At 53.3% G+C, this 20,157-nt stretch carries 20 protein-coding genes and 1 pseudogene; 4 read left to right on the top strand and 17 right to left on the bottom strand.

The features are described from left to right. Window positions 1-93: 93 nt before the first annotated feature. The 8 genes and pseudogenes from EV202_RS14985 to EV202_RS00755 all read right to left on the bottom strand — a co-directional run bounded on the left by EV202_RS14985 (window position 94) and on the right by EV202_RS00755 (window position 5,603). Window positions 94-195 (bottom strand): smalltalk protein, encoded by a 102-nt coding sequence (locus EV202_RS14985; RefSeq protein WP_164996240.1) that lies wholly within the window; start codon window positions 193-195, stop codon window positions 94-96. 192 nt (window positions 196-387) lie between these two features. Further along, window positions 388-828 carry an N-acetylmuramoyl-L-alanine amidase gene (locus tag EV202_RS00725; RefSeq protein ID WP_106069677.1) on the bottom strand — a complete coding sequence of 147 codons (441 nt, stop codon included), beginning with the start codon at window positions 826-828 and terminating at the stop codon, window positions 388-390. Between the two features lie 33 nt (window positions 829-861). Further along, a complete protein-coding gene (locus EV202_RS00730) occupies window positions 862-1,386 on the bottom strand; it encodes an HU family DNA-binding protein (RefSeq protein WP_131924649.1) in 525 nt (174 codons plus the stop codon). 464 nt (window positions 1,387-1,850) lie between these two features. Beyond that, window positions 1,851-2,741: a DUF4373 domain-containing protein gene (locus EV202_RS00735; RefSeq protein ID WP_131924652.1), complete on the bottom strand. Its 891-nt coding sequence runs from the start codon at window positions 2,739-2,741 to the stop codon at window positions 1,851-1,853. Between the two features lie 80 nt (window positions 2,742-2,821). Continuing rightward, window positions 2,822-3,148, bottom strand: a complete 327-nt coding sequence (locus tag EV202_RS00740; protein WP_234878218.1) for a hypothetical protein — start codon at window positions 3,146-3,148, stop codon at window positions 2,822-2,824. A 728-nt stretch (window positions 3,149-3,876) separates the two neighbouring features. After that, a pseudogene (locus EV202_RS15200) lies at window positions 3,877-4,170 on the bottom strand (oxygen-independent coproporphyrinogen III oxidase); the annotation flags it as partial. Between the two features lie 95 nt (window positions 4,171-4,265). Next, window positions 4,266-4,859, bottom strand: a complete 594-nt coding sequence (locus tag EV202_RS00750; RefSeq protein ID WP_131924657.1) for a TonB-dependent receptor domain-containing protein — start codon at window positions 4,857-4,859, stop codon at window positions 4,266-4,268. A gap of 9 nt (window positions 4,860-4,868) precedes the next feature. Further along, the gene (locus tag EV202_RS00755; protein ID WP_131924660.1) at window positions 4,869-5,603 is read right to left on the bottom strand and encodes a TonB-dependent receptor plug domain-containing protein; all 735 of its coding nucleotides are present in this window, start codon (window positions 5,601-5,603) and stop codon (window positions 4,869-4,871) included. A 163-nt stretch (window positions 5,604-5,766) separates the two neighbouring features. On the opposite strand from EV202_RS00755, the gene EV202_RS00760 reads away from it, so the two are divergent. Further along, on the top strand, window positions 5,767-6,966 hold the full coding sequence (locus EV202_RS00760; protein ID WP_131924662.1) for a glycoside hydrolase family 88 protein: 1,200 nt from the start codon (window positions 5,767-5,769) through the stop codon (window positions 6,964-6,966). Beyond that, window positions 6,963-8,507 carry a sulfatase family protein gene (locus EV202_RS00765; protein WP_106069685.1) on the top strand — a complete coding sequence of 515 codons (1,545 nt, stop codon included), beginning with the start codon at window positions 6,963-6,965 and terminating at the stop codon, window positions 8,505-8,507. The genes EV202_RS00760 and EV202_RS00765 overlap by 4 nt, the downstream gene beginning before the upstream one ends. A gap of 121 nt (window positions 8,508-8,628) precedes the next feature. Here EV202_RS00765 and EV202_RS00770 read toward each other — a convergent pair whose 3' ends face one another. From EV202_RS00770 to EV202_RS00790, 5 genes are all read right to left on the bottom strand, one after another. Beyond that, window positions 8,629-9,288 carry a hypothetical protein gene (locus tag EV202_RS00770; RefSeq protein WP_131924664.1) on the bottom strand — a complete coding sequence of 220 codons (660 nt, stop codon included), beginning with the start codon at window positions 9,286-9,288 and terminating at the stop codon, window positions 8,629-8,631. A gap of 37 nt (window positions 9,289-9,325) precedes the next feature. After that, window positions 9,326-10,801, bottom strand: a complete 1,476-nt coding sequence (gene cysS, locus EV202_RS00775) for a cysteine--tRNA ligase (RefSeq protein ID WP_131924667.1) — start codon at window positions 10,799-10,801, stop codon at window positions 9,326-9,328. A gap of 556 nt (window positions 10,802-11,357) precedes the next feature. Next, window positions 11,358-11,879, bottom strand: coding sequence for a hypothetical protein (locus EV202_RS00780; RefSeq protein WP_106069688.1), 522 nt, complete (start codon window positions 11,877-11,879; stop codon window positions 11,358-11,360). Between the two features lie 16 nt (window positions 11,880-11,895). Then, window positions 11,896-13,035, bottom strand: a complete 1,140-nt coding sequence (gene yidD, locus EV202_RS00785; protein ID WP_106069689.1) for a membrane protein insertion efficiency factor YidD — start codon at window positions 13,033-13,035, stop codon at window positions 11,896-11,898. A gap of 51 nt (window positions 13,036-13,086) precedes the next feature. Then, window positions 13,087-14,598, bottom strand: a complete 1,512-nt coding sequence (locus tag EV202_RS00790) for a GH3 auxin-responsive promoter family protein (RefSeq protein ID WP_131924670.1) — start codon at window positions 14,596-14,598, stop codon at window positions 13,087-13,089. 112 nt (window positions 14,599-14,710) lie between these two features. On the opposite strand from EV202_RS00790, the gene EV202_RS00795 reads away from it, so the two are divergent. Continuing rightward, entirely contained in the window at window positions 14,711-15,721 is a 1,011-nt protein-coding gene (locus EV202_RS00795; protein ID WP_125238753.1) for an ATP-dependent 6-phosphofructokinase, read from the top strand. Here EV202_RS00795 and rnc read toward each other — a convergent pair. The 3 genes from rnc to EV202_RS00810 are packed head-to-tail and all read right to left on the bottom strand — an operon-like array spanning window position 15,680 to window position 18,155. Next, window positions 15,680-16,621, bottom strand: coding sequence for a ribonuclease III (gene rnc, locus EV202_RS00800; protein ID WP_131924673.1), 942 nt, complete (start codon window positions 16,619-16,621; stop codon window positions 15,680-15,682). The genes EV202_RS00795 and rnc overlap by 42 nt on opposite strands. A 9-nt stretch (window positions 16,622-16,630) precedes the next feature. Beyond that, window positions 16,631-17,896, bottom strand: coding sequence for a beta-ketoacyl-ACP synthase II (gene fabF / locus EV202_RS00805; RefSeq protein WP_131924676.1), 1,266 nt, complete (start codon window positions 17,894-17,896; stop codon window positions 16,631-16,633). Window positions 17,897-17,918: 22 nt separating this feature from the next. Beyond that, window positions 17,919-18,155: an acyl carrier protein gene (locus EV202_RS00810; protein ID WP_106069694.1), complete on the bottom strand. Its 237-nt coding sequence runs from the start codon at window positions 18,153-18,155 to the stop codon at window positions 17,919-17,921. Window positions 18,156-18,304: 149 nt separating this feature from the next. Here EV202_RS00810 and purN point away from each other — a divergent pair, with 149 nt between their 5' ends. Continuing rightward, window positions 18,305-18,871 carry a phosphoribosylglycinamide formyltransferase gene (purN, locus tag EV202_RS00815; RefSeq protein WP_131924679.1) on the top strand — a complete coding sequence of 189 codons (567 nt, stop codon included), beginning with the start codon at window positions 18,305-18,307 and terminating at the stop codon, window positions 18,869-18,871. A 233-nt stretch (window positions 18,872-19,104) separates the two neighbouring features. Here purN and pdxB read toward each other — a convergent pair whose 3' ends face one another. Further along, the gene (gene pdxB, locus EV202_RS00820; RefSeq protein ID WP_131924682.1) at window positions 19,105-20,151 is read right to left on the bottom strand and encodes a 4-phosphoerythronate dehydrogenase PdxB; all 1,047 of its coding nucleotides are present in this window, start codon (window positions 20,149-20,151) and stop codon (window positions 19,105-19,107) included. Between the last annotated feature and the right edge of the window lie 6 nt (window positions 20,152-20,157).

Consider the following 20,157-nt stretch of genomic DNA (forward strand, 5'->3'; position numbering starts at 1 on the left):
AAAGGGGCTGCCTGTTTCAGGCAGTAGTCTGCATGCTTTTGGGCAAACAGTCCGCACGTCGTGGCAGGCAGCCCGCAGGGTGTCAGTCCGCCGTTACGGCGTCATCGCCTTCACTCCGAGCACGCCGGCAATGGCGGTGGCTACGGTGACGATTACTTTCAGAATGGTTTTCAGGGTGTCTTTACTTATTTTCATGATGTTTGTGTTTTTAGTTCTTTCCGTCCGTTCCCGACCGTGCAGCAGAGGGGCAGGCCTGCCGGAGTTGCAGTTCCGGACCTGCGCGCTTTCGGGCAGGCTTGCCGGTCGCTTGCTGCGGCCGGGAGGAGGGACGGAAGGATGGTTAATAAAAAAATGCGTGTGTGTTTTGTGTTTGTGTGTGCCGCCGGCTTACAACTCGCGGGCCACGTCGAAGCAGGGACATTGCTTTGTCCACTCGGCAGGCTCCACCGTGCCGTTGCCGTCGAGGTCGGGGCTGAGGTCGCGGTGGCCGCAGACACGGGCGTTGCGGAACTGCTTCAGCAGTTGGCAGACGAGCAGGCGCAGGGCCGAACGCTGTTCGGGCGTACGGGTATCCTTGGCACGGCCTTCGGCATCCAGTCCGCCTTCGTAGCAGATGCCCACGGAGTGGCGGTTGCAGCCTCGCACGTGTGCGCCGGGCTGCTCCAACGGGCGGGTGGATAGCACCGACCCGTCGCGGCGGATGTAGTAGTGATAGCCCGTCGTACGGAAGCCGCGGCGGCGGTGCTCTGCTTCGAGGGCTTCGGGGGTGAGGGCATGCCCCTCCCGCGTGGCGCTGCAATGCACCACGATGTGTGTGATTGTTCTCATACGTAGATAGTGTTTAGTGATGAGTGTTCAACGTCAGCCCAGTGGGTTTACGTTCTGATTTTCACCGCCCGAAGAGCCGCCCGAAGGGTTTTCCGATGAACCGTTATCTTCGGCCGGGGAGTTGCCGTCCGGTTTGGGAGGTGCATCTTTGAAGTCGAAGCGCACGCACTTCACACCATTCAGCAGCGAACGGGTGGCGACGGTGCCGTCGGGCTTGCGTTTGGAGGCGGGCATGAAGCGCACTCGTAGCGTGGATTGTGCGGCGGAGACCTTTGCGGCTTCTTCCACACCGTTCATGGTGGACTTCATCGCAAGGCGGAACGTGCCCAGACCATCCAGCGTGACGCTTTCGGAGGCTTGCAGGTGGCGGGTCATCACGGTGACGAGGTTGTCGATGACGTTTTTCGTGTCGCCGGTGGAGAGTGAGGAGAGTTCGGCTATCTCTTTCGCCACTTGGGTCGTGCTTATGTTTCCCGTCACCACCACACGGGGGTAGAAGAGTTTCTTGCCCTTTTTGGTGGCAAGAACCGATTGGAATGATTTGTAAATTACTGGCATAATAGTTCTCTTTTTTTAATGAATAGAATGTTGTTTTATTTATGTGTATCAAGCTTAATCACATTGCAAAGATAACGACATCCGAAGAGGAGGGCAAATTATAAACACCGTTTTTCTTCAAGAATTTCTTCAAGTTTTTCATCACGCTTTCATCACATACGGCTTGCCTCCGCATCACACATCAATCACACTTGCATCACATATCCGTTTATGTTTCCGTTGCCGTATTTCCATGTGTCTCCCGATGTTTTTCCACGATTTCACCGATGGTTTATCCTGTTTTCACCGATGGTTTTGTCTGCGGAATTATCTGTGGTTTTATCACAATCGCATCACAGCATAATCACAATCTTGCCATATCCTCATCACAATCCTACCGTTCCCTCTCGCCACAGGGTCTTGTCACGGTCTCATCACGTTTCCGATGCAGACGCTGTCACGGCTTTGTTTACGCAGCGTAAACTCTACTTGGCGCATAGGCTCAACAGATAGCGGCCCGGCTGGCGTATCTTGCCGCGACTCTCTCGCAGGGTGTAGAATCCTTTCCACAGCGGATGACCGATGATGCCGAAGTTGCTCTTCAGAATGATGGCGTACTGTTCTTGCGGAGAGATGCGCAGCTGCCGCAGGTTGAAGATAAGCCCGTCGAGGTTGCGGCTGATACCGTCGGCAGGTGGTTGCAGCTTCTCTATCTTCCGGTGATATTCCTCCTCCGCGGACGGAACGGCCGCGCCTTCAGTGTCCCCGGTTTCGGGGGAACTCTTGAGGAGGGGGTGTGCTATGCTATGCTGTGCTATGCTATGTGTACCAAATGTTGCATTTTGACCCTTAAATGTTACATTTTGGGGTTCGATAGGGGCGCAGACCGGTTGCGTCACGGCATCCTCCGCAGGTTGCGAAACAGCTTCCTGACGGGGTTTTTCGGCGTTTTTCTCCGGTTGTGGCATCTCTTCTTCGGCTTGCGTGTCGTCCACCAAGCTGTAGAGGGGGTCGATGGCGGACGATTTGCGCCGTTTGGTGCTGAAGAGGTACTGACGTTGTATCTCGGCAGAGGTAAGTATGGCGTACTGCTCGAAGAGTTGGGCGCTGAAGATGCCGTATTCCACAGCAAGGGCAAGGATGCGCTTCACGTCGTCGGCCGTCTTCTCGTAGAGGCAGGCGGAGAGGTCTTCGTAGAAGAGTTCGTCGGCGCATACGTAGTAGCCCTCGTCGGCGTAGATGCAGGAGAGGGCTCCCAGCAGGATGGCAAAGGCGCCGTCGCCCTCGCGTTTCATGATGCGGCGCACGAGGCGGTCGTGCATAAAGTCGGTGTTCATGGGGAAGTAGTCGAGTCCCCGTTTCTTGATTCTGGACATGGGTTTTAAAAAAGTGATTAATGAATTAACGATTAGTGATTAATGATGAGCGTTTGTTGATTAGGATGAGGATTTAAACGTTAATCACTCATCGTTATCAACGCTTCTTCTTCTTCTTGCCGTGTGCGCTTGCGCATCATGCTTTCTCGGACCACGGACAAGGCTTTCAGGATGAGCGACATGCGTTCTTCGGGGTCGGCCGTTTCGGTGATGACGGGATAGTGCCGGTCAGCTTCTTGGGCCAGTGCCCGGAGGCGGTGCCGAGCTTTGCTCAACTCCCGTCGGCAGGCCTTGCAGTAGCTGTCGGCAGCGAGGGTGCGTTTGTCCACGTAGAAGTTTTCGAGGGGTTGCTCTTGGTGGCAACATCCGCAGGTGCGGGTTCGTTTTTCAGTGTTTTGTTTCATCATGATTTTGTTTTGTTAAGAATTAATACGATAAGTTTTTCTTGTGGTATCCCTTGTGAGAGACACCTGTAGGTGGGTTTCGGTGGAGATATATCTCCACCGTGATACATATATATGCGGAGCGTGCTGCATCTATACTTCCCGGTCGGGACATCTGTATGGCGAGCCGGAATGAGGCGGAGGTTTCTCTGACGAGTAATTATTTTTCTTTCTTGGCAAGGTTTCGGAATTGGAAATGCAGGGTGTATCTTTCATATAATCTTTTCTTTTTATTTTGCACTGAATGGTCACAATATGTGTTTTTGTCTTTGCAAATATAAGAAAGGTTTTATTTAAGAAACAATACTTTTCAAATATAAATTTTCAAGGAAGAGTTCAAGGCGTTGATTATGAAAATGCAAACGATAAAGAGAAAAAGTCTATTCCTAAAATGAAACTGGTTGAAAAAAATACAGAGACGAATCTTATGTAGTTATTTTGGAACCAAGAAGAGATGGCGGCAGTTACTACCTTATAATTGCATATTCTTACTAACCGTTCGCCACTCACCGCTATTTCCGCCTGAACACGAGGAACACATACCCCGCACCGAGGCATGCCACGACCGTGGCGAAAGCGAAGAACCACCGGTAGCCCAGTTGCTCGGCCACGTGTCCGCTCAGCACCGACACGAGGATGCCGCTCATGAATCCTATCTCCTTCATGGAATAACCCAAATCCACCAGCCACGGGCGGCTCTTGTCGAGGTGTGCGGCCACCATGTCTATCTCCTTGTGCAACGCCCCGGCATACCGCCTCACGGTGTCGCCCCGGCGGGGCATCACGTACGAGTTGCAGCCGCAGTAGTGGCAAAGCCGATGGCAGAAAGGCATGTGCAGATAGAAGGAGATGTTTGCGCTACCCTCCGAGTTGCTCCGTTTCACCGCCTCTATATAAGATGCTCCGTCCGTAGGCCCGAAGAAGTTGGCAGGCGGATAGCTGGTGTAGCGCGGCACGGAGACGTTGTATTTCTCTATCGGAATCATTTGTTCGCTCTTATTGGCGGTTATTCATATAAACAGGTTCGGTAATACAGGCAGGGATATGTCTTGCCGATTGTTTCGGCACCAATCGTCTGCCTTTACAATTCGATTGCGGCGTTGATGCCGAACGTCAGGGGCACTCCCTTTTGCGCATACTTGGCCGAGGAACGGAAGTAATAGCTCAGATAGTCGGTGTTCGTCAGGTTCTTGCCCCACAGTTCAAGGCTGAAGATGCCCTTGCGTGCAATGATCTTTCCGCCCAGCAGCATGTAGAAATCCTGCACCTGCTCGTTGTCCTCTATCCAGTAGAGTTTGCCCGTTCCGGTGAGGTTGGCGCTGAAAGTCAGGCGGTCGAGTATGCGGCGGGGGCAGATGCTGTATTCTGCGTTCAACGCCACCGTATGGCGCGGAACCATCGGAATCATGTTGTGCGAATAATCGGTCTTCTCGTTCTTCTTGTAGTCGAGGAAGCGCGCGTAAGTGTATCCGTAATTGGCCTGTACGAGCCATCCTCCGGCGGGGCGCAGTTGCAGCGACGCCTCCATCCCCTTGCTTTCGGAGTGTCCGGCATTGCTGATGATATTTCCCACTTCGGGCACGGTTCTGCTTATCTGCTGATGGCGCCAGTCGATGTAGAACAGGGTCAGTTCGCCGGATACTTTGCCGTTGCGGGTGCCTGTTTTGACACCCACCTCGTAGTTTCAGTTATATTCGGGGGCATAGCTGCGCTCCTCGTCCTTCTGGAACGTCTGGTTGAAAGCGCCTGCTTTATAGCCCTGCGTGATGTTGGCGAAAGCCGTGTTGCGGTTGTCGAACTTATATTGTACGCCTATTTTCGGAATCAGCCGGGTATGGTTAAGGCTCGATGTGAAGTCTTTCAGATGGGTTTGCCTGCCGTCCGTGTGGTCGGTCTTTTCGCGGTTGTAGTCCACGTTGCCCGCCTCCTGCTTTGCGGCATCATACACGGCATACGGGTAGCCGCCCTGATTGGTATAGTCGAGCGAGGAAATCAGACGCAGGTTCCACCGTGCGGCAGGGTTCCAGTAAAAGCCCAGTTTTCTGCCGCCGAGGTTCATCTTGTCGGCTTTCCTGCCGAGGAAGGTGTTCTCGAAGTATCCGCCGTTGTGCTGGTAATAGCCGCTTACGTGTGTCCCGAAGCTGTTCCCCATACGGGTGTAGTTGGAGAACTGCGCCAACGTGTGGTTGTAGTTGCCGTAGCCCAACCTGACCTTCGTGCCCTGATATTCGAAAGGCGTGGGAGTATATAGGTTGATTACTCCGCCGATGGTGTTGCGCCCGTACAGTGTGCCTTGCGGACCTCGAAACACTTCGACGGCCCTGAGGTCGAGCATATTGGCATCGAAGGCCGATGTCTCGAAATGGGGAATGCCGTCGACGTAGAAGCCCACAGCCGCAAAGAAACGGGCAATCCTCATTTATTAGGAATTTCAGCCCCTAAAAGAGCGGTGCGGCATATCCACGGGGTGCAAAATAACGATTTTATCCATTTATTGGATTATTTAGGAGGGTGCGGCCGGTGTCTTTCTTCTACCTTTGCAAGTAGAAAAAATGTCATAAACCATAATAACCCATTTTATCATGAAAACAGTACTCGCTACATTGGGTATTTCCCTTTTCGTATTGACCGGCTGCGCAAGCCGGAAGCAGACCGGAAACGACTTCATCCGGGAGAACATAGACAACGCCGTGAAGCAGGAAACGCTCCAGACGGACATTATCGAGCAGTCGGGCAAAGTCCTCAATCCACGTACAGTGGACAAGGACGGCAACATCGTCTACGTGCCCATCGACGACTGGTGCTCGGGCTTCTTCCCCGGTAACATGTGGTACACCTACGAGCTGACAGGCGACAAGAAATGGCTGCCGCTTGCCGAGAAGTATACCGAAGCGCTCGACTCCGTGCAATACCTGACGTGGCATCACGACGTGGGCTTCATGATAGGCTCCAGCTACCTGAACGGATACCGCTTTGCCGGGAAAGAGGTCTACAAGCCGGTCGTTGTGCAGGCGGCGAAATCGCTCTCCACCCGTTTCCGTCCGGCAGCCGGAGTGCTCCAGTCGTGGGATGCTGACAAGGGCTGGCAGGCAGAGCGCGGCTGGAAGTGCCCCGTCATCATCGACAACATGATGAATCTGGAACTGCTGTTCGAGGCGTCTTTACTGTCGGGCGATTCTACCTATTATCATATAGCCAAGAAACATGCCGACACCACGCTGGCCCACCATTTCCGTGCCGATAACAGTTGCTATCACGTGGTGGACTACGACCCCGAAACCGGCGAAGTGCGCAACCGGCAAACGGCGCAGGGATATGCCGACGAATCGGCTTGGGCACGCGGTCAGGCTTGGGCATTGTACGGCTACACCATGTGCTACCGCTACACGCGCGACGCACGCTATCTGGAGCAGGCCGAAAAGATTTACGGCTTCATCTTCAACCACAAGAATCTTCCGGAAGACTTGGTTCCGTATTGGGACTTCGACGCTCCCGGCATCCCCAATGAGCCTCGCGATGCTTCGGCAGCCGCTTGCACGGCTTCCGCCCTGTATGAATTGAGTACCTACCTGCCCGGCAAGGGCTACAAGGAGACGGCAGACAAGGTGATGGAAAGCCTTGCTTCGCCTGCCTACCGTGCCGCAGTGGGAACCAACGGGAACTTCATCCTGATGCACTCCGTAGGCAGCATTCCCCACGGTGCCGAAATAGACGTGCCCCTGAACTATGCCGACTACTATTTTCTGGAAGGACTGAAACGTAAAAGAGACTTGGAGAAATGAAAACAGGATACGGCATATTGGCAGGCAGTGTGGCACTGCTTGCCCTGCAAGGCTGCAAAGCCCGGCAGGCGGCAGAAGCCGTCCGCCCCAACGTCATCTACGTGTTCCCCGACCAGATGCGCAATCAGGCAATGGAGTTCTGGGGGCAGGAAGGGTTTCGGGATAAGGTGAACTTCCGTAACGACCCGGTGCACACTCCCCGGCTGAACGACTTCGCACGGCAGTCGATGGTGCTGACTTCGGCCATGAGCAACTGCCCGTTGAGCAGTCCGCATCGCGGCTCGTTGCTCACGGGCATGTATCCCAACAAAAGCGGTGTGCCCCTGAACTGTAATGCAAGCCGCCCCATCAGTTCGCTGCGCGAGGATGCCGTGTGCGTGAGCGACGTGTTCGCCCGTGCCGGATATGATTGTGCCTATTTCGGCAAGCTGCATGCCGACTTCCCCACGCCCAACGACCCCGAACGTCCCGGCCGCTATGTGGAAGACCGCGTACCCGCATGGGATGCCTACACGCCCCCGTCGCGCCGCCACGGCTTCAACCATTGGTATGCTTACGGAACTTTCGACGAACATAAGAACCCGCACTATTGGGACACCGAAGGCCGGCGTCACGACCCGCACGAGTGGTCGCCGTTGCACGAGGCGGGCAAAGTGGTCTCTTATCTGAAGAACGAGGGCGGCGTGCGCAATCCCAAGAAGCCTTTCTTCATCATGGTGGGCATGAATCCGCCGCACAGCCCGTATCGCTCGTTGGACGACTGCATGGAGCAGGACTTCGACCTCTACAAGAACCGCTCGCTTGACAGTCTCCTCGTTCGTCCGAATGCCGACCCCACGATGCACAAAGCCGGAAGCGCGCCTTATTACTTCGCCTCCGTCACCGGCGTAGACCGTGCCTTCGGGCAGATTCTCGACGCATTGAAAGAGCTTGGGATGGAAGAGAACACCATCGTTGTGTTTGCCTCCGACCACGGCGAAACCATGTGCAGCCAGCGCACGGACGACCCGAAGAACTCGCCCTACTCCGAATCCATGAACATACCTTTTCTGGTTCGCTATCCGCAGAAGGTGAAACCGCGCGTAGACAACCTGATACTCTCTTCGCCCGACATCATGCCCACGCTGCTGGGGTTATCCGGCCTTTCCGACTCCATTCCCGCAGAGGTGCAGGGACGCAACTATGCACCGCTTTTCTTCGATGAAAAGGCCGAAATTGTGCGTCCTTCCGGTGCGCTTTACATTCAGAACATGGATGGAGAAAAGGATGCCGAGGGGCTGGTTCGTTCTTACTTCCCCTCGTCGCGCGGCTTCAAGTCGGCCCGCTACACGCTGGCGCTCTACATCGACCGCAAAAGCCGCCGCTTGGTGAAAAGCCTGCTGTTCGACGACGAGAACGACCCTTACCAGATGCACAACCTCCCGCTCGAACAGAACGCCGAAATCGTGAAAGAGCTTTGCGCAGAGATGGGCAAGGTGCTGAAAGAGATTGGCGACCCGTGGTATGAAGAGAGAATCTTGCCGGATATGATTCCGTATTGACAATGCTTGTATGCAGGGTAGAAAAAAGCCTTGACTGACAGGTTGATAAAAAAGAGAGAATATCTTAGGTACGGCATGTTGCGCCTAAGATATTCTCTCTTTTAATACGGGCCGCTTTTCATCAAACGGCTTTCACCCTTTTATACAGATTATAAACACTGAATATGCCGATAAAAACACAAAAGAGGAAACTGAACGAACTGACACCAAGCACCTGTCCATCGGCAACGACATGAAACAATACGATGTAGAATGCAATGTTGACAAAAGTATTTACGACAGTCGTATATGTACCTGTTTTGCGTACGCGTGTTGTCTCATCACGAAGGGGATAGGGGACTCCGCTCTGCGTTACTACTCCCGCTTCTTGCAGCTCATGGATTGCCTTTTCTCTTTCGGATGCTTCTGCCGGCAGATTTACGGCTTTACTCAGCTTTCTTTTCTTGCGGATATAATCTATCACCAACTGATTGTTGTTGTTGACGTATGTTTTCCGTACTCCGCCCACAGGAATAGAGACAGGTTGATAATACCTTAAAAAAGAAAGCACTAAAGAGAAGAGAAATCCGCCAAAGAGACTCGACAGATGTAAAGAGGCTGTTTTTATTTGCAGTAAGGAAAACAGTACAATCATCCATGCCAGCATGAAGTCGATGATATATACATGGTTTATGACATCGATTTGAAAAAAAGATCTGAACCATTTCCCGTTCAGCCTTTTTATCTCGTATGTGTGTGGGGTTATATATACCACTTTGTCTTTTAAAAGAATTTCTTCCATAATGCCCCTGTTTTATGTGAGGATGACGCAGAATTCATCACTTGTTCAGCTTCCACTCGCTGCCTTCCTTGCCGTCCTTAATCTCGAAGCCGAGGGCGGTGAGCTCGTTGCGGATTTTGTCGCTGGTGGCCCAGTCCTTGTTGGCTTTGGCCTTGGCACGCTCGTCGAGCAGCATGTCCACCACCTTGCCGAAGGCGGCTTCGCGGGCTTCGTTGGAGGCGTTGTCTTCTTTCAGTCCGAGGATGTCGAAGCTGAAGAGGTGGAAGGTTTCTTTCAGCTCCTTCAGGTCGTCGGCGGTGATGGAGTCGTTTCCGGCCAGAATATTGTTCACCATCTTGGCACCGTCGAAGAGGTGGGCGATGACAATCGGAGAGTTGAGGTCGTCGTTCATGGCTTCGAGACACTTGGCGCGCAGCGATTTCGCGTCTACCGTAGACGTGGCGGAGGGCACAATCTTCTCCAGTCCGCGGATGGCATCCATCAGTCGTGCCAGTCCCTTCTCGGCGGCTTGCAGGGCCTCGTTGCTGAAGTCCACTGTGCTGCGGTAGTGGGCTTGGAGGATGAAGAAGCGGATGGTCATCGGGGTGTAGGCCTGTGCCAGCAGCTTGTTGGAACCGGTGAAGAACTCTTCGAGGGTGATGAAGTTGCCGAGGCTCTTGCCCATCTTCTGCCCGTTGATGGTAATCATGTTGTTGTGCATCCAGTAGCGCACCATGTCGTCGCCCTGACTGGCCACGGCTTGGGCTATCTCGCATTCGTGGTGGGGGAAGACGAGGTCCATGCCGCCGCCGTGAATGTCGAAGTGCGCTCCGAGGTATTTCTTGCCCATGGCCGTGCACTCGCAGTGCCAGCCGGGGAAACCGTCGCTCCACGGCGAGGGCCAGCGCATGATGTGCTCGGGTTGCGCCCGTTTCCAGAGGGCGAAGTCGGCGGGGTTGCGCTTCTCCTCCTGCCCGTCCAGCTCGCGGGTGGTGTTGAGCACATCGTCGAGGTTTCGGCCGGAGAGTTTGCCGTAGTGATGGTCTTTGTTGTACTTGACCACGTCGAAGTAGACAGAACCTTCGCTCAGATAGGCATATCCGTTGTCGATTATCTTCTTAACCAGCTCCTCCTGCTCGATGATATGTCCGCTGGCATGCGGCTCGATGCTTGGGGGCAGAACGTTGAGCGCGTCCATCGCCTTGTGGTAGCGGTTGATGTAGTATTGCGCCACTTCCATGGGTTCGAGCTGTTCCAGACGGGCTTTCTTGGCTATCTTGTCCTCGCCCTCGTCGGCGTCGTGCTCCAGATGGCCCACGTCGGTGATGTTGCGCACGTAGCGCACCTTGTAGCCCAAGTGCTTGAGGTAGCGGAAAAGGAGGTCGAAGGTGATGGAGGGGCGTGCGTGTCCCAAGTGCGGGTCGCCGTAGACGGTGGGGCCGCAGACGTACATGCCCACGTGGGGGGCGTGCAGGGGCACGAACAGTTCTTTTCTTCTATTCAGGGTGTTGTAGACGGTCAGTTGATGTTCCATAACGCTTTCTTGTTTTGTAAATCGTATTCGGTTGCAAAAATAGAGATATATAATTGAATACGTAGACTTTTCGGAATGATTTATTGAGATTCTTGCATGTTTGTCTGCCTATTCTGCCTATTCTGCATAACCAAATTCCGATTTATGTCTCTTTATCGCTACGGCGCTTTTGATATTTAACGCGAATCCGGATAATCCGCAAACGCTTTTTCTGATTATTGGAAAAACAGCGATGGGATGGAGGAAAAATATTTACTTATTAGAGGATGTTTTCCCTCGCTCCGGCTCGCTATATAGATGTCCCCGACTGGAAGTATAGATGCAGCACGCTCGGAATATACATGCAGTTTGGTGGAGATATATCTCCACCAAAACCGCCTTGCAGGTATCTCTCGCAGGGGATTCCTCTCAAAAGCTCTACGGTATTATTAATTGACACATCGGCATGGAGCAGCTATGCTCGTCGCCCAAAGTAAGAAGGAATCCTCCTGAAAGACTTTTCGATAGCCTTTTCGGTTTGTGTGCATGGAAAGCGCAAATAATAGAAACAACGTCTCTATGCGTCGATTTCCACGTTGGAACCCACCATGGCATTGACTTGTGTACCGGCAGGAATTTCGGCGTTGCCGCCCTTTATCAGGAATCCGAAGAGGCAGCAGAAGGTCAGGATGATAGATAATGCCATCTGATTGTTGCCTTCGTCGTTCAGATTGCCGGCAGTCAGATAGATAGTGGTGCCGTCGACGGCTTTCACGCTTCTTACGGCGATTTCCAATTCACCTTGCATACCCAGCAGATTGTTCTTCTTGGCTCTTACCACCTGTCCCTGTGCGATGGAACCTGCCTCGATCACGGTCTTTCCATCCACTTTGATGTCGTTCGGCACTCTGAAGTCTACGATCTGGCCGCTGCGTGCACCGGCACTGGTGATTGTGCTCATGAGTTCCATGGGAACGATGGTTCCCGCTTTCAGCACTACCGTACCGTTAGGCAGGGTGAATGACATTGTAAGCATGGCGATGGCCATCAACAGAGTTACCGGCTTGAAGAATACCGATTTCATGAATTTGATAAACATAATGAGATTAAGTCTTTTAGTTAATAAAAATATTGTTAGAGTTCTCAAGTTGCTTGATTAACGTATTGTGCTTTTTCCGATTGTGCCTTGAAGCGCTGCGCCCCGCACCGTTGATGTTGCCTATATAGAACGACAAGGACATGAAACCGCATAAGCCGGCTACACCGTAGTTCTGCTGTTTGATGCTGGTGTAAGTGGCATATCCCAATAAAGAATTGATGACGAAAGCCGTCAGTGCGCTTCCTTTGTGCCCGGTGTAGAGATACCCTCCGCCGGGAATGATGGAGAGAATCCGTGCCAGCGCGGGGCTCTTCTTTTTTTGCCGTTCCATGCGGCTCAGTACCTCGAGGTTCTTGGCGGATAGTGTTTCCGGTTGTGTGGCCGAAGCTTTTGCGAAGTACTGTCGTGCCTCTGCAAACCTTTGGGCATCGGCCTCTATGATACCCCTTAGCGCATATGCCTTTTCGGTGGTCTCCGTATGCCCTTTTCTCTCTATGATGCGGTCGAGGATGTCGGCGGCAGAGGGGCGATTGTCGATGATGTAGTAGAGCATGGCGGCCTGCATTCCCACGTAGTCCGACTGCCGGATGTGTTCAGGAAATTCAGTCTCGTATTCGAATATTCCTTTTTCCATGCCTTGCGTGGCTCGGCGGCACAGCAACTTTTGCGCAAAAAGCGTATCGCTTGCCTGCGGATTGAAGAAGAGTACTCTTTCTATTTCGAGCAAGGCAGTCTGATATTCTTTTCTGTTGATGAGGTGATTGATGAATAGCCGTGTGTCTTCTCTTCCTGTTGAGCGTTTCAGTATGTCGGTGCCCGGAAGGGGGTAGTCTGTTCGGTGGGGGGTATGGTAGTATGGGTAGTCTATGAGGCTTCTGTAGCCATGCGGAGAGGCGATGTCGTAGAACTTCGCGTCGTGGCTGCACCTCATCATTCGGTCGGCAACCAACGTGATGGCCTCCGCAAACGGGCGCTCCTTGAAAACCATGCGGCCGAATGCCGAACAAGAAGGATACATGGCGCAATGGCTGTTCTTCTGTTCGCTGATATATTTTTGATAGAACCGGATGTAAGCATCTGCTGCTTTGGAGGAGTCTTGCGCCCAAAGCGGACAGATGGCAACGAGCAATAGTATGTAAAGCAATGTATGTTTCATTTTAGAATAACAGATTCTGGATACTCGGTCGGCGGCGCAATCGTGCTGTTTCTACCTGTTCAGTCGCAGCATCTCCTCCATGTACTCCCTTGTGTTGCTCAGTCGCGGCACTTTATGCTGCCCGCCCAGCTTCCCCTTGCTGTCCAGCCAGTCGTGGAACAGGCTTTTGCGGGCAACTACTACCTCCGGCAGTTGCAGAGCCAGATTGTTCTGCCGCTTGGCTTCGTAGTCGGAGTTGACTTCTTTCAGCGTGGCGTCCAGCGTCTTCACGAACTCTTCCATGCTGTTCGGCATCTGGGCGAACTCTATCAGCCATTGGTGGCGGCACTTGGCGTCTTTATCCATGAAGACGGGGGCGGCGGAATAGTCGGAAATCAGTGCGCCCGTGGCGGCACATGCCTTGGCAAGCCCTCTTTCCGCGTTATCCACTATCAGCTCCTCGCCAAAGGCGTTGATGAAGTGCTTGGTGCGTCCGGTGATGACAAACTTATAGGGATTCTTTGACGTGAACTTCACCGTGTCGCCAATCATGTAGCGCCACAAACCGGCGGAAGTGGAGATCACCATCGCGTAGTTCTTGTTCAGTTCCACCTCTTCCAGACAATAGGTACGCGGGTTGTCCATCCCCACGTCTTCCAACGGTATGAACTCGTAGAAGACGCCGTAATCTATCATCAGCAGCATAGAGGAGTCGTTCGGGTCGTTTTGTGTGCCGAAGTAGCCTTCCGAGGCGTTGTAGGTCTCCACATAGTGCATCTTACTGCTGCGGATCACCTCTTTGTATTGTTCGCGGTAGGGCGTAAAGGCCACACCTCCGTGGAAGAACACTTCCAGATTGGGCCATACCTCATCGAGGCTCTGCTTGCCCGTCTTCTGGAGTACGTGCTTGATGAGCACCAGCATCCACGACGGCACGCCCGATAGATTGCTTACGTTTGCGCGGATGGTTTCGTTGGCAATCGCCTCCATCTTTGGCTCGAAGTGCTCCATCAGTGCGGTCTGCTTGCTTGGCACCCGCACGAAGTTCACCAGCGGATTGATGTTCTCTATCAGTATGGCCGAGAGGTCGCCCACAAGGCTGTGGTTGGTATTCAGGTTGGGGGCGTGGCTGCCTCCCAGTATGAGTCCCTTGCCGGAGAAGAAGCGGCTTTCGGGGTTCTGCCCCAAATAGATGGCTACGGCGTCTCTGCCTCCTTTGTAATGCGTGTCCTGCAAAGATTCCCGGCTGACGGGCAGGAACTTGCTCTTGTCGTTCGTTGTGCCCGACGATTTGGCAAACCAGCGTATCTCCGAAGGCCATAGCAGATTCTGCTCGCCGGCACGCAGGCGGGTCACGTAGGGCTTTATCTCTTCGTAAGTCTGTATGGGGAGGCGGTTCTTGAAGTCTTCGTAAGTGAGGATGGAAGCATAGCCGTATTTCTTTCCCCATTCCGTATCCGTGGCCATGCCCATGAGGCGTTGCAACACGTCTTGCTGCAGTTTGCCGGCATGGTCGGCATATTGCTCGATTTCTTTCAAACGGGGAGAAAAATAGACTTTATTCAGGATTCTTGTAACATTCATCGTTCTTGGTGAAATCTTGTTTTAAAGTGCAAAAGTAATCTTATTTATCTTCTTCTCTATCTTTTTTCTCTTTTTTTTATATCTTTACGGAGAGATAAAACTGACACATCTTATGAGAATCGGAATTTTAACCGCAGGAGGCGACTGCCCCGGCATCAATGCCACTATTCGCGGCGTGTGCAAAACAGCCATCAATCATTATGGAATGGAAGTAATGGGTATTCACAGTGGTTTCCAGGGACTGCTGACGAAAGACGTGGAACTCTTTACGGAAAGTTCCTTGTCGGGCTTGCTCAACTTGGGAGGCACGATGCTGGGCACTTCGCGCGAGAAGCCGTTCAAGAAGAACGGGGTGATGTCCGACGTGGATAAACCCGCATTGATAGAGAAGAATGCCAAGGAGCTGGGGCTGGACTGCATCGTCTGCATCGGTGGAAATGGCACGCAGAAGACGGCTGCCAAGTTTGCCGCCAGAGGGATGAACATCGTTGGCGTGCCCAAAACCATCGACAACGACATCTGGGGAACCGATTTCTCTTTCGGCTTCGACACAGCCGTCAGCATTGCCACGGATGCCATTGACCGCCTTCACTCCACGGCCAGTTCGCACAAGCGGGTGATGGTCATCGAGGTGATGGGGCATAAGGCAGGTTGGATAGCTCTTTACTCAGGCATGGCAGGTGGGGGCGATGTGATTCTGATTCCCGAAATTCCCTATGACATCCATAACATAGGCCGCACCATCCTGAACCGGCTGAAGAAGGGAAAGCCTTATTCCATCGTGGTGGTGGCCGAGGGCATCCAAACCGATGGCAAGAAGCGTGCGGCAGAGTATATTGCACAAGAGGTAGAGTATGAGACAGGCATCGAAACCCGCGAGACTGTGTTGGGCTACATTCAGCGCGGAGGTTCGCCCACACCGTTCGACCGCAACCTCTCCACCCGTATGGGCGGGCATGCCACGGAGCTTATAGCCAACGGACAATTCGGCCGCATGATTACTTTGAAAGGAAATGAAATAGACTCTATGCCGCTTGAAGAGGTTGCCGGCAAGCTGAAGTTGGTGACCGAAGAGTGTGACTTAGTGGTTCAGGGGCGCAGAATGGGGATTTGCTTCGGATGATTCTTCTTCCGGTTCTGCCATAAGTGCTTTCTCCGTCTCTTCACCGGGGTTGGAGAAGTCGTATTCGGTGTTTTCGGCGCCTTCCGTCTCCGCCATCTCTTCTTTAACCTCCTCCACCTCTGCCGGGCTGTTCTGCTCTTTGGCTGCGAGGATTTCTTCCATGAAGTCGTTGTCGTTCTTGATTTTCTTCAGTGCCATTTGCGCGGCGTTCTGTTGCGACTCTTTCTTGGAGTATCCCGTGCCGGTGCCGGCCGACAGGCCTTCGATGCGCACTTCGGTGTGGAACATCGGGTTGTAGTCCTTGTCGAGCAACTGTTCGATAAGCTCGAAGGATACCTCCATCTTGTTCTTCTGGCTCCATTCGATGAGCCTCGACTTGAAGTTCACCTCTTTGCGCGACATTTTGTCGAGGTCGATGTGGTTTTTGAAAATCTTCTTCTCCATGAACTGCCTGCAACGGTCGTAGCCCCGGTCTAAATAGATGGCGCCGATGAACGCCTCGAAGGCGTTTCCATACATATAGCTGTTGTGCGAGGAGGAGCGGGTGGAATACTTCACCAGCTTGTCCAGACCGATTTCCACGGCGAGCTTGTTCAGCGTTTCGCGCTGCACGATTTTGGAGCGGGTGTTGGTGAGGAAACCTTCGCGACGACCTTCGAAATGCTTGTAGACGATGTCGCCCACGATGGCGTCGAGGATGGCGTCGCCCAGAAACTCCAGCCGTTCGTTGTTGATGGGGCGTCCTTTCTCCGAGCGCAGGGAGGTGGACTTGTGCAGCAGGGCTTGCTGGTAGACTTTGATGTTGCGGGGAAAGAATCCGAGGATTCTGTAAAAACAAAAATAAGACTCTCTGTCCTTGCGGAACAAGAGCCTTATTTTATCTATTTGGTTACGTAACACGACCGTATGTTATTCTTCGTATTTCTTGAAAATAGCACACGCGTTATGACCACCGAATCCGAAAGTATTGGAAAGGGCCACGTTCACTTCGCGCTTCTGCGCCTTGTTGAACGTGAAGTTGAGGTCATAGTCGATGTTTTCGTCGTTATCACCCTCTTCGTGGTTGATGGTGGGAGGCACAATGCCGTTTTTGATGGCGAGGATGCTTGCAATGGCTTCTACCGCACCGGCGGCACCCAGCAAGTGGCCTGTCATGGACTTGGTCGAACTGATGTTCAGTTCGTAAGCATGCCGGCCGAATACCTCTTTGATGGCTTTGGCTTCCGAAACATCACCTACGGGAGTAGATGTACCGTGAACATTGATATAGTCTACTTCTTCGGGTTTCATCTCTGCATCTTCCAGCGCGTTCAGCATCACGAGTTTGGCTCCCAGGCCTTCGGGGTGGGAGGCTGTCAGGTGATGGGCGTCGGCAGACATGCCTACGCCGGCCACTTCCGCATAGATTTTTGCTCCGCGGGCTTTGGCGTGCTCCAGTTCTTCAAGGACGATGCAACCGCCGCCCTCGCCCATGACGAATCCGTCGCGGCTTGCGCTGAACGGGCGTGATGCCTTTTCGGGTTCCTCGTTGCGGGTGGACAATGCGTGCATGGCGTTGAAACCGCCCACGCCGCAGGCGAAGATGGCTGCTTCGGAGCCGCCGGATACGATGGCGTTGGCCTTACCCAGACGGATGAGGTTGAAGGCATCGGCTATGGCGTTGGTGGAAGTGGCGCATGCGGAGCATGTGGCATAGTTGGGGCCGTGGAAACCGTACATGATGGAAATCTGTCCGGCAGCGATGTCCGAAATCATCTTGGGGATGAAGAACGGATTGAACTTCGGACCGTTTTCCTTGCCGGTCAGGGCATAGTTTCCCGCCTCTTCTTCGAAGGTGCGGATGCCGCCGATGCCGGCGCCGAAGATGACACCGATTCTGTTTAAATCTTCGTTTTCGACGTCGAGCCCGGAGTCACTCACCGCTTCTTTGGCCACGGCGATGGCGTATTGCGTGTACAAGTCCATCTTGCGGACCTCTTTGCGGTCTATGTATTTTGTTGCGTCGAAGCCTTTCACTTCGCAGGCAAACCGGGTTTTGAAAAGCGATGCGTCGAAATAAGTAATAGGTCCCGCTCCGCTGACCCCGTTCACCAGGTTCTCCCAGAATTCGGGAACGCTGTTGCCAATGGGGGTAACGGCACCGAGACCTGTTACTACAACTCTTTTTAATTCCATGTTTATAAACCGATGGATAAAGTTACTTAGAGTGTTCTTCGATGTAAGATACGGCATCACCCACAGTACCAATCTTTTCGGCTTGGTCATCGGGAATGGAGATACCGAATTCTTTTTCGAATTCCATGATCAGTTCCACGGTGTCAAGAGAATCAGCTCCTAAATCGTTAGTGAAGCTAGCTTCGTTAGTAACTTCTGATTCTTCTACGCCCAATTTGTCGACGATAATCGCTTTCACTCTTGATGCAATTTCAGACATAACTTTAAGTTTTTAATTAATAATTGGTTTTATTTCTTTAATTTTGCGGTGCAAAGGAATGAATATTTATCTTTCCTCGCAAATATTTGATGAATTAAATGCAAAGTTTTGCACATTTTTTACGCTTTTGTGCAGCAAAAGGAGGGTTTATGGGGAAAAATATTGCGGTTTTGGCATCGGGAAGCGGTACGAATGCCGAGAATATCATCCGCTATTTCCGCGAAAAGGGTTCGGCCCGTGTGGCTCTGGTTTTGACAAATCGGCAGAAAGCCTTTGTTCTGGAGCGTGCAAAGGGCTTGGGAGTGCCCTGTGCCTCTCTCTCGAAGGAGGAGTGGGAGAGTGGGGAGGCTGTTTTGGCCATGCTTCGCCGGTATGATATAGATTTTGTGGTGCTGGCGGGCTTCTTGGCGCGCGTGCCCGACAATGTTTTGCATGCTTATCCCGATAAAATGATAAATATACATCCGTCGCTGCTGCCCAAGTTCGGGGGGAAGGGCATGTATGGCGACCGCGTGCATGAGGCGGTGATTGCCGCCGGCGAGCGGGAGAGCGGCATCACGATTCACTATACCAACGAGCGTTACGACGAGGGCGCCGTGATTTGCCAACTGAAGTGCCCCGTGCTGCCCGAAGATACGCCCCAAAGTCTGGCGCAGCGCATCCATCAACTGGAGTACGAGCACTATCCGAGGGTGATAGAGCAACTGTTGCGGTGACCTTATGCGAGCATCTTTCCGCATCTCGTACTTCCATTCAAAAGCCTTTTCCTAACATACTGTTTTTCAGCCTTTGGTGGATATATACTTCCAGCACGGTGGAGATATATGTCCACCGAGCGGCATCTATATATCCAGCAAACGAGGTGTATATAGTGCTTAGCGATGAGGGATTGGCGATGAGTAGACAGGTGTATCTGCGAGACGAACCTGTGCTGCCGCTAACGTTACCGCTATCCGTTCACCACTACCCTATACGCTTCTTCTTCTCTTCGCAACGGATAGTCGCCCCGCAGCGCCTCGAACTGTCCGGGGCGGGCTTTCAGTGCGTCGCTGTCGCGCCGTGGGTCGTACATTTGCAGGCAGGCCTCGGCAAGCGAGGCGGCGGTGACGACGGGGTTCGGCGGTGGGGGAGGGGAAATCTGATAATCGGCCTCTATGTGGAAGAAGCGGCAGAGGGCATCCAGCGCCATGCGTGTGGCGTTTGCCTTGCCGTCGGCCGAGTAGCCGGCAATGTGGGGTGTGCCGAGCAGCACCTTATTTAATAAGGTAAGGTCGATGTCGGGCTCGTGCTCCCAAACGTCGATGACGGCATCCGAAACCAGCCCGTCCTCCAGAGCGGCGATGAGCGCACGGGTTTCGACCACTTCGCCTCGCGAGGTGTTGATGATGACAGGCCGGCGTTTCAGCGAGCGGAAGAAGCCCTCGTCCGCCAGATGGAACGTCTTGTATCTTCCCTCCTTATATAACGGTACGTGAAAGCTGATGATGTCGCACTCTTCGGCCAAGGTTTGCAACGACCGGAAAGCGGCCGTTCCCTCACGCTCCTCGCGCGGAAGGTCGTTCAGCAGTACGCGCATGCCGAGCCTCTGAGCCACTTGCGCCACTTTGCCGCCCACGTTGCCCACGCCCACAACGCCAAGCGTCAGTTCCGGCAGACGCATGCCCCGCAACTCTTGCAGCAGCAGGAGCGTCGATTGCAGGTATTGGGCCACGGAAGAGGAGTTGCAGCCGGGAGCGTTGCTCCACGTGATGCCTGCCTGTCGGCAATAGTCGGTGTCGATATGGTCGAACCCGATGGTGGCGGTGGCGATGAAGCGTACCCGGCTACCCTCCAGCAGACGGCGGTCGCACAGGGTACGGGTGCGGATGATGAGTGCGTCCGCATCTCTTACCAACTCCGGCGTGAAGCCTGCGCCGGGGGCATAGACCACGCTGTCGGCAATCTTCCCGATGGCTTCGCTGATAAAGGGGATTTTGTTGTCTACGATGACTTTCATTTCTTC

Source organism: Prevotella heparinolytica (assembly GCF_004342845.1).
Taxonomy (GTDB): domain Bacteria; phylum Bacteroidota; class Bacteroidia; order Bacteroidales; family Bacteroidaceae; genus Bacteroides; species Bacteroides heparinolyticus.

Bases quoted from the DNA above. Each gene is read 5' to 3' on its own strand.
- EV202_RS00780 (WP_106069688.1), bottom strand. From the start codon at position 11,879: ATGTTTATCAAATTCATGAAATCGGTATTCTTCAAGCCGGTAACTCTG.
- EV202_RS00730 (WP_131924649.1), bottom strand. From the start codon at position 1,386: ATGCCAGTAATTTACAAATCATTCCAATCGGTTCTTGCCACCAAAAAG.
- EV202_RS00810 (WP_106069694.1), bottom strand. From the start codon at position 18,155: ATGTCTGAAATTGCATCAAGAGTGAAAGCGATTATCGTCGACAAATTG.
- EV202_RS00790 (WP_131924670.1), bottom strand. From the start codon at position 14,598: ATGAATGTTACAAGAATCCTGAATAAAGTCTATTTTTCTCCCCGTTTG.
- cysS (WP_131924667.1), bottom strand. From the start codon at position 10,801: ATGGAACATCAACTGACCGTCTACAACACCCTGAATAGAAGAAAAGAA.
- EV202_RS00725 (WP_106069677.1), bottom strand. From the start codon at position 828: ATGAGAACAATCACACACATCGTGGTGCATTGCAGCGCCACGCGGGAG.
- yidD (WP_106069689.1), bottom strand. From the start codon at position 13,035: ATGAAACATACATTGCTTTACATACTATTGCTCGTTGCCATCTGTCCG.
- EV202_RS00735 (WP_131924652.1), bottom strand. From the start codon at position 2,741: ATGTCCAGAATCAAGAAACGGGGACTCGACTACTTCCCCATGAACACC.
- EV202_RS00740 (WP_234878218.1), bottom strand. From the start codon at position 3,148: ATGATGAAACAAAACACTGAAAAACGAACCCGCACCTGCGGATGTTGC.
- EV202_RS00770 (WP_131924664.1), bottom strand. From the start codon at position 9,288: ATGGAAGAAATTCTTTTAAAAGACAAAGTGGTATATATAACCCCACAC.
- pdxB (WP_131924682.1), bottom strand. From the start codon at position 20,151: ATGAAAGTCATCGTAGACAACAAAATCCCCTTTATCAGCGAAGCCATC.
- fabF (WP_131924676.1), bottom strand. From the start codon at position 17,896: ATGGAATTAAAAAGAGTTGTAGTAACAGGTCTCGGTGCCGTTACCCCC.
- EV202_RS14985 (WP_164996240.1), bottom strand. From the start codon at position 195: ATGAAAATAAGTAAAGACACCCTGAAAACCATTCTGAAAGTAATCGTC.
- EV202_RS00755 (WP_131924660.1), bottom strand. From the start codon at position 5,603: ATGAGGATTGCCCGTTTCTTTGCGGCTGTGGGCTTCTACGTCGACGGC.
- EV202_RS00765 (WP_106069685.1), top strand. From the start codon at position 6,963: ATGAAAACAGGATACGGCATATTGGCAGGCAGTGTGGCACTGCTTGCC.
- EV202_RS00795 (WP_125238753.1), top strand. From the start codon at position 14,711: ATGAGAATCGGAATTTTAACCGCAGGAGGCGACTGCCCCGGCATCAAT.
- EV202_RS00760 (WP_131924662.1), top strand. From the start codon at position 5,767: ATGAAAACAGTACTCGCTACATTGGGTATTTCCCTTTTCGTATTGACC.
- purN (WP_131924679.1), top strand. From the start codon at position 18,305: ATGGGGAAAAATATTGCGGTTTTGGCATCGGGAAGCGGTACGAATGCC.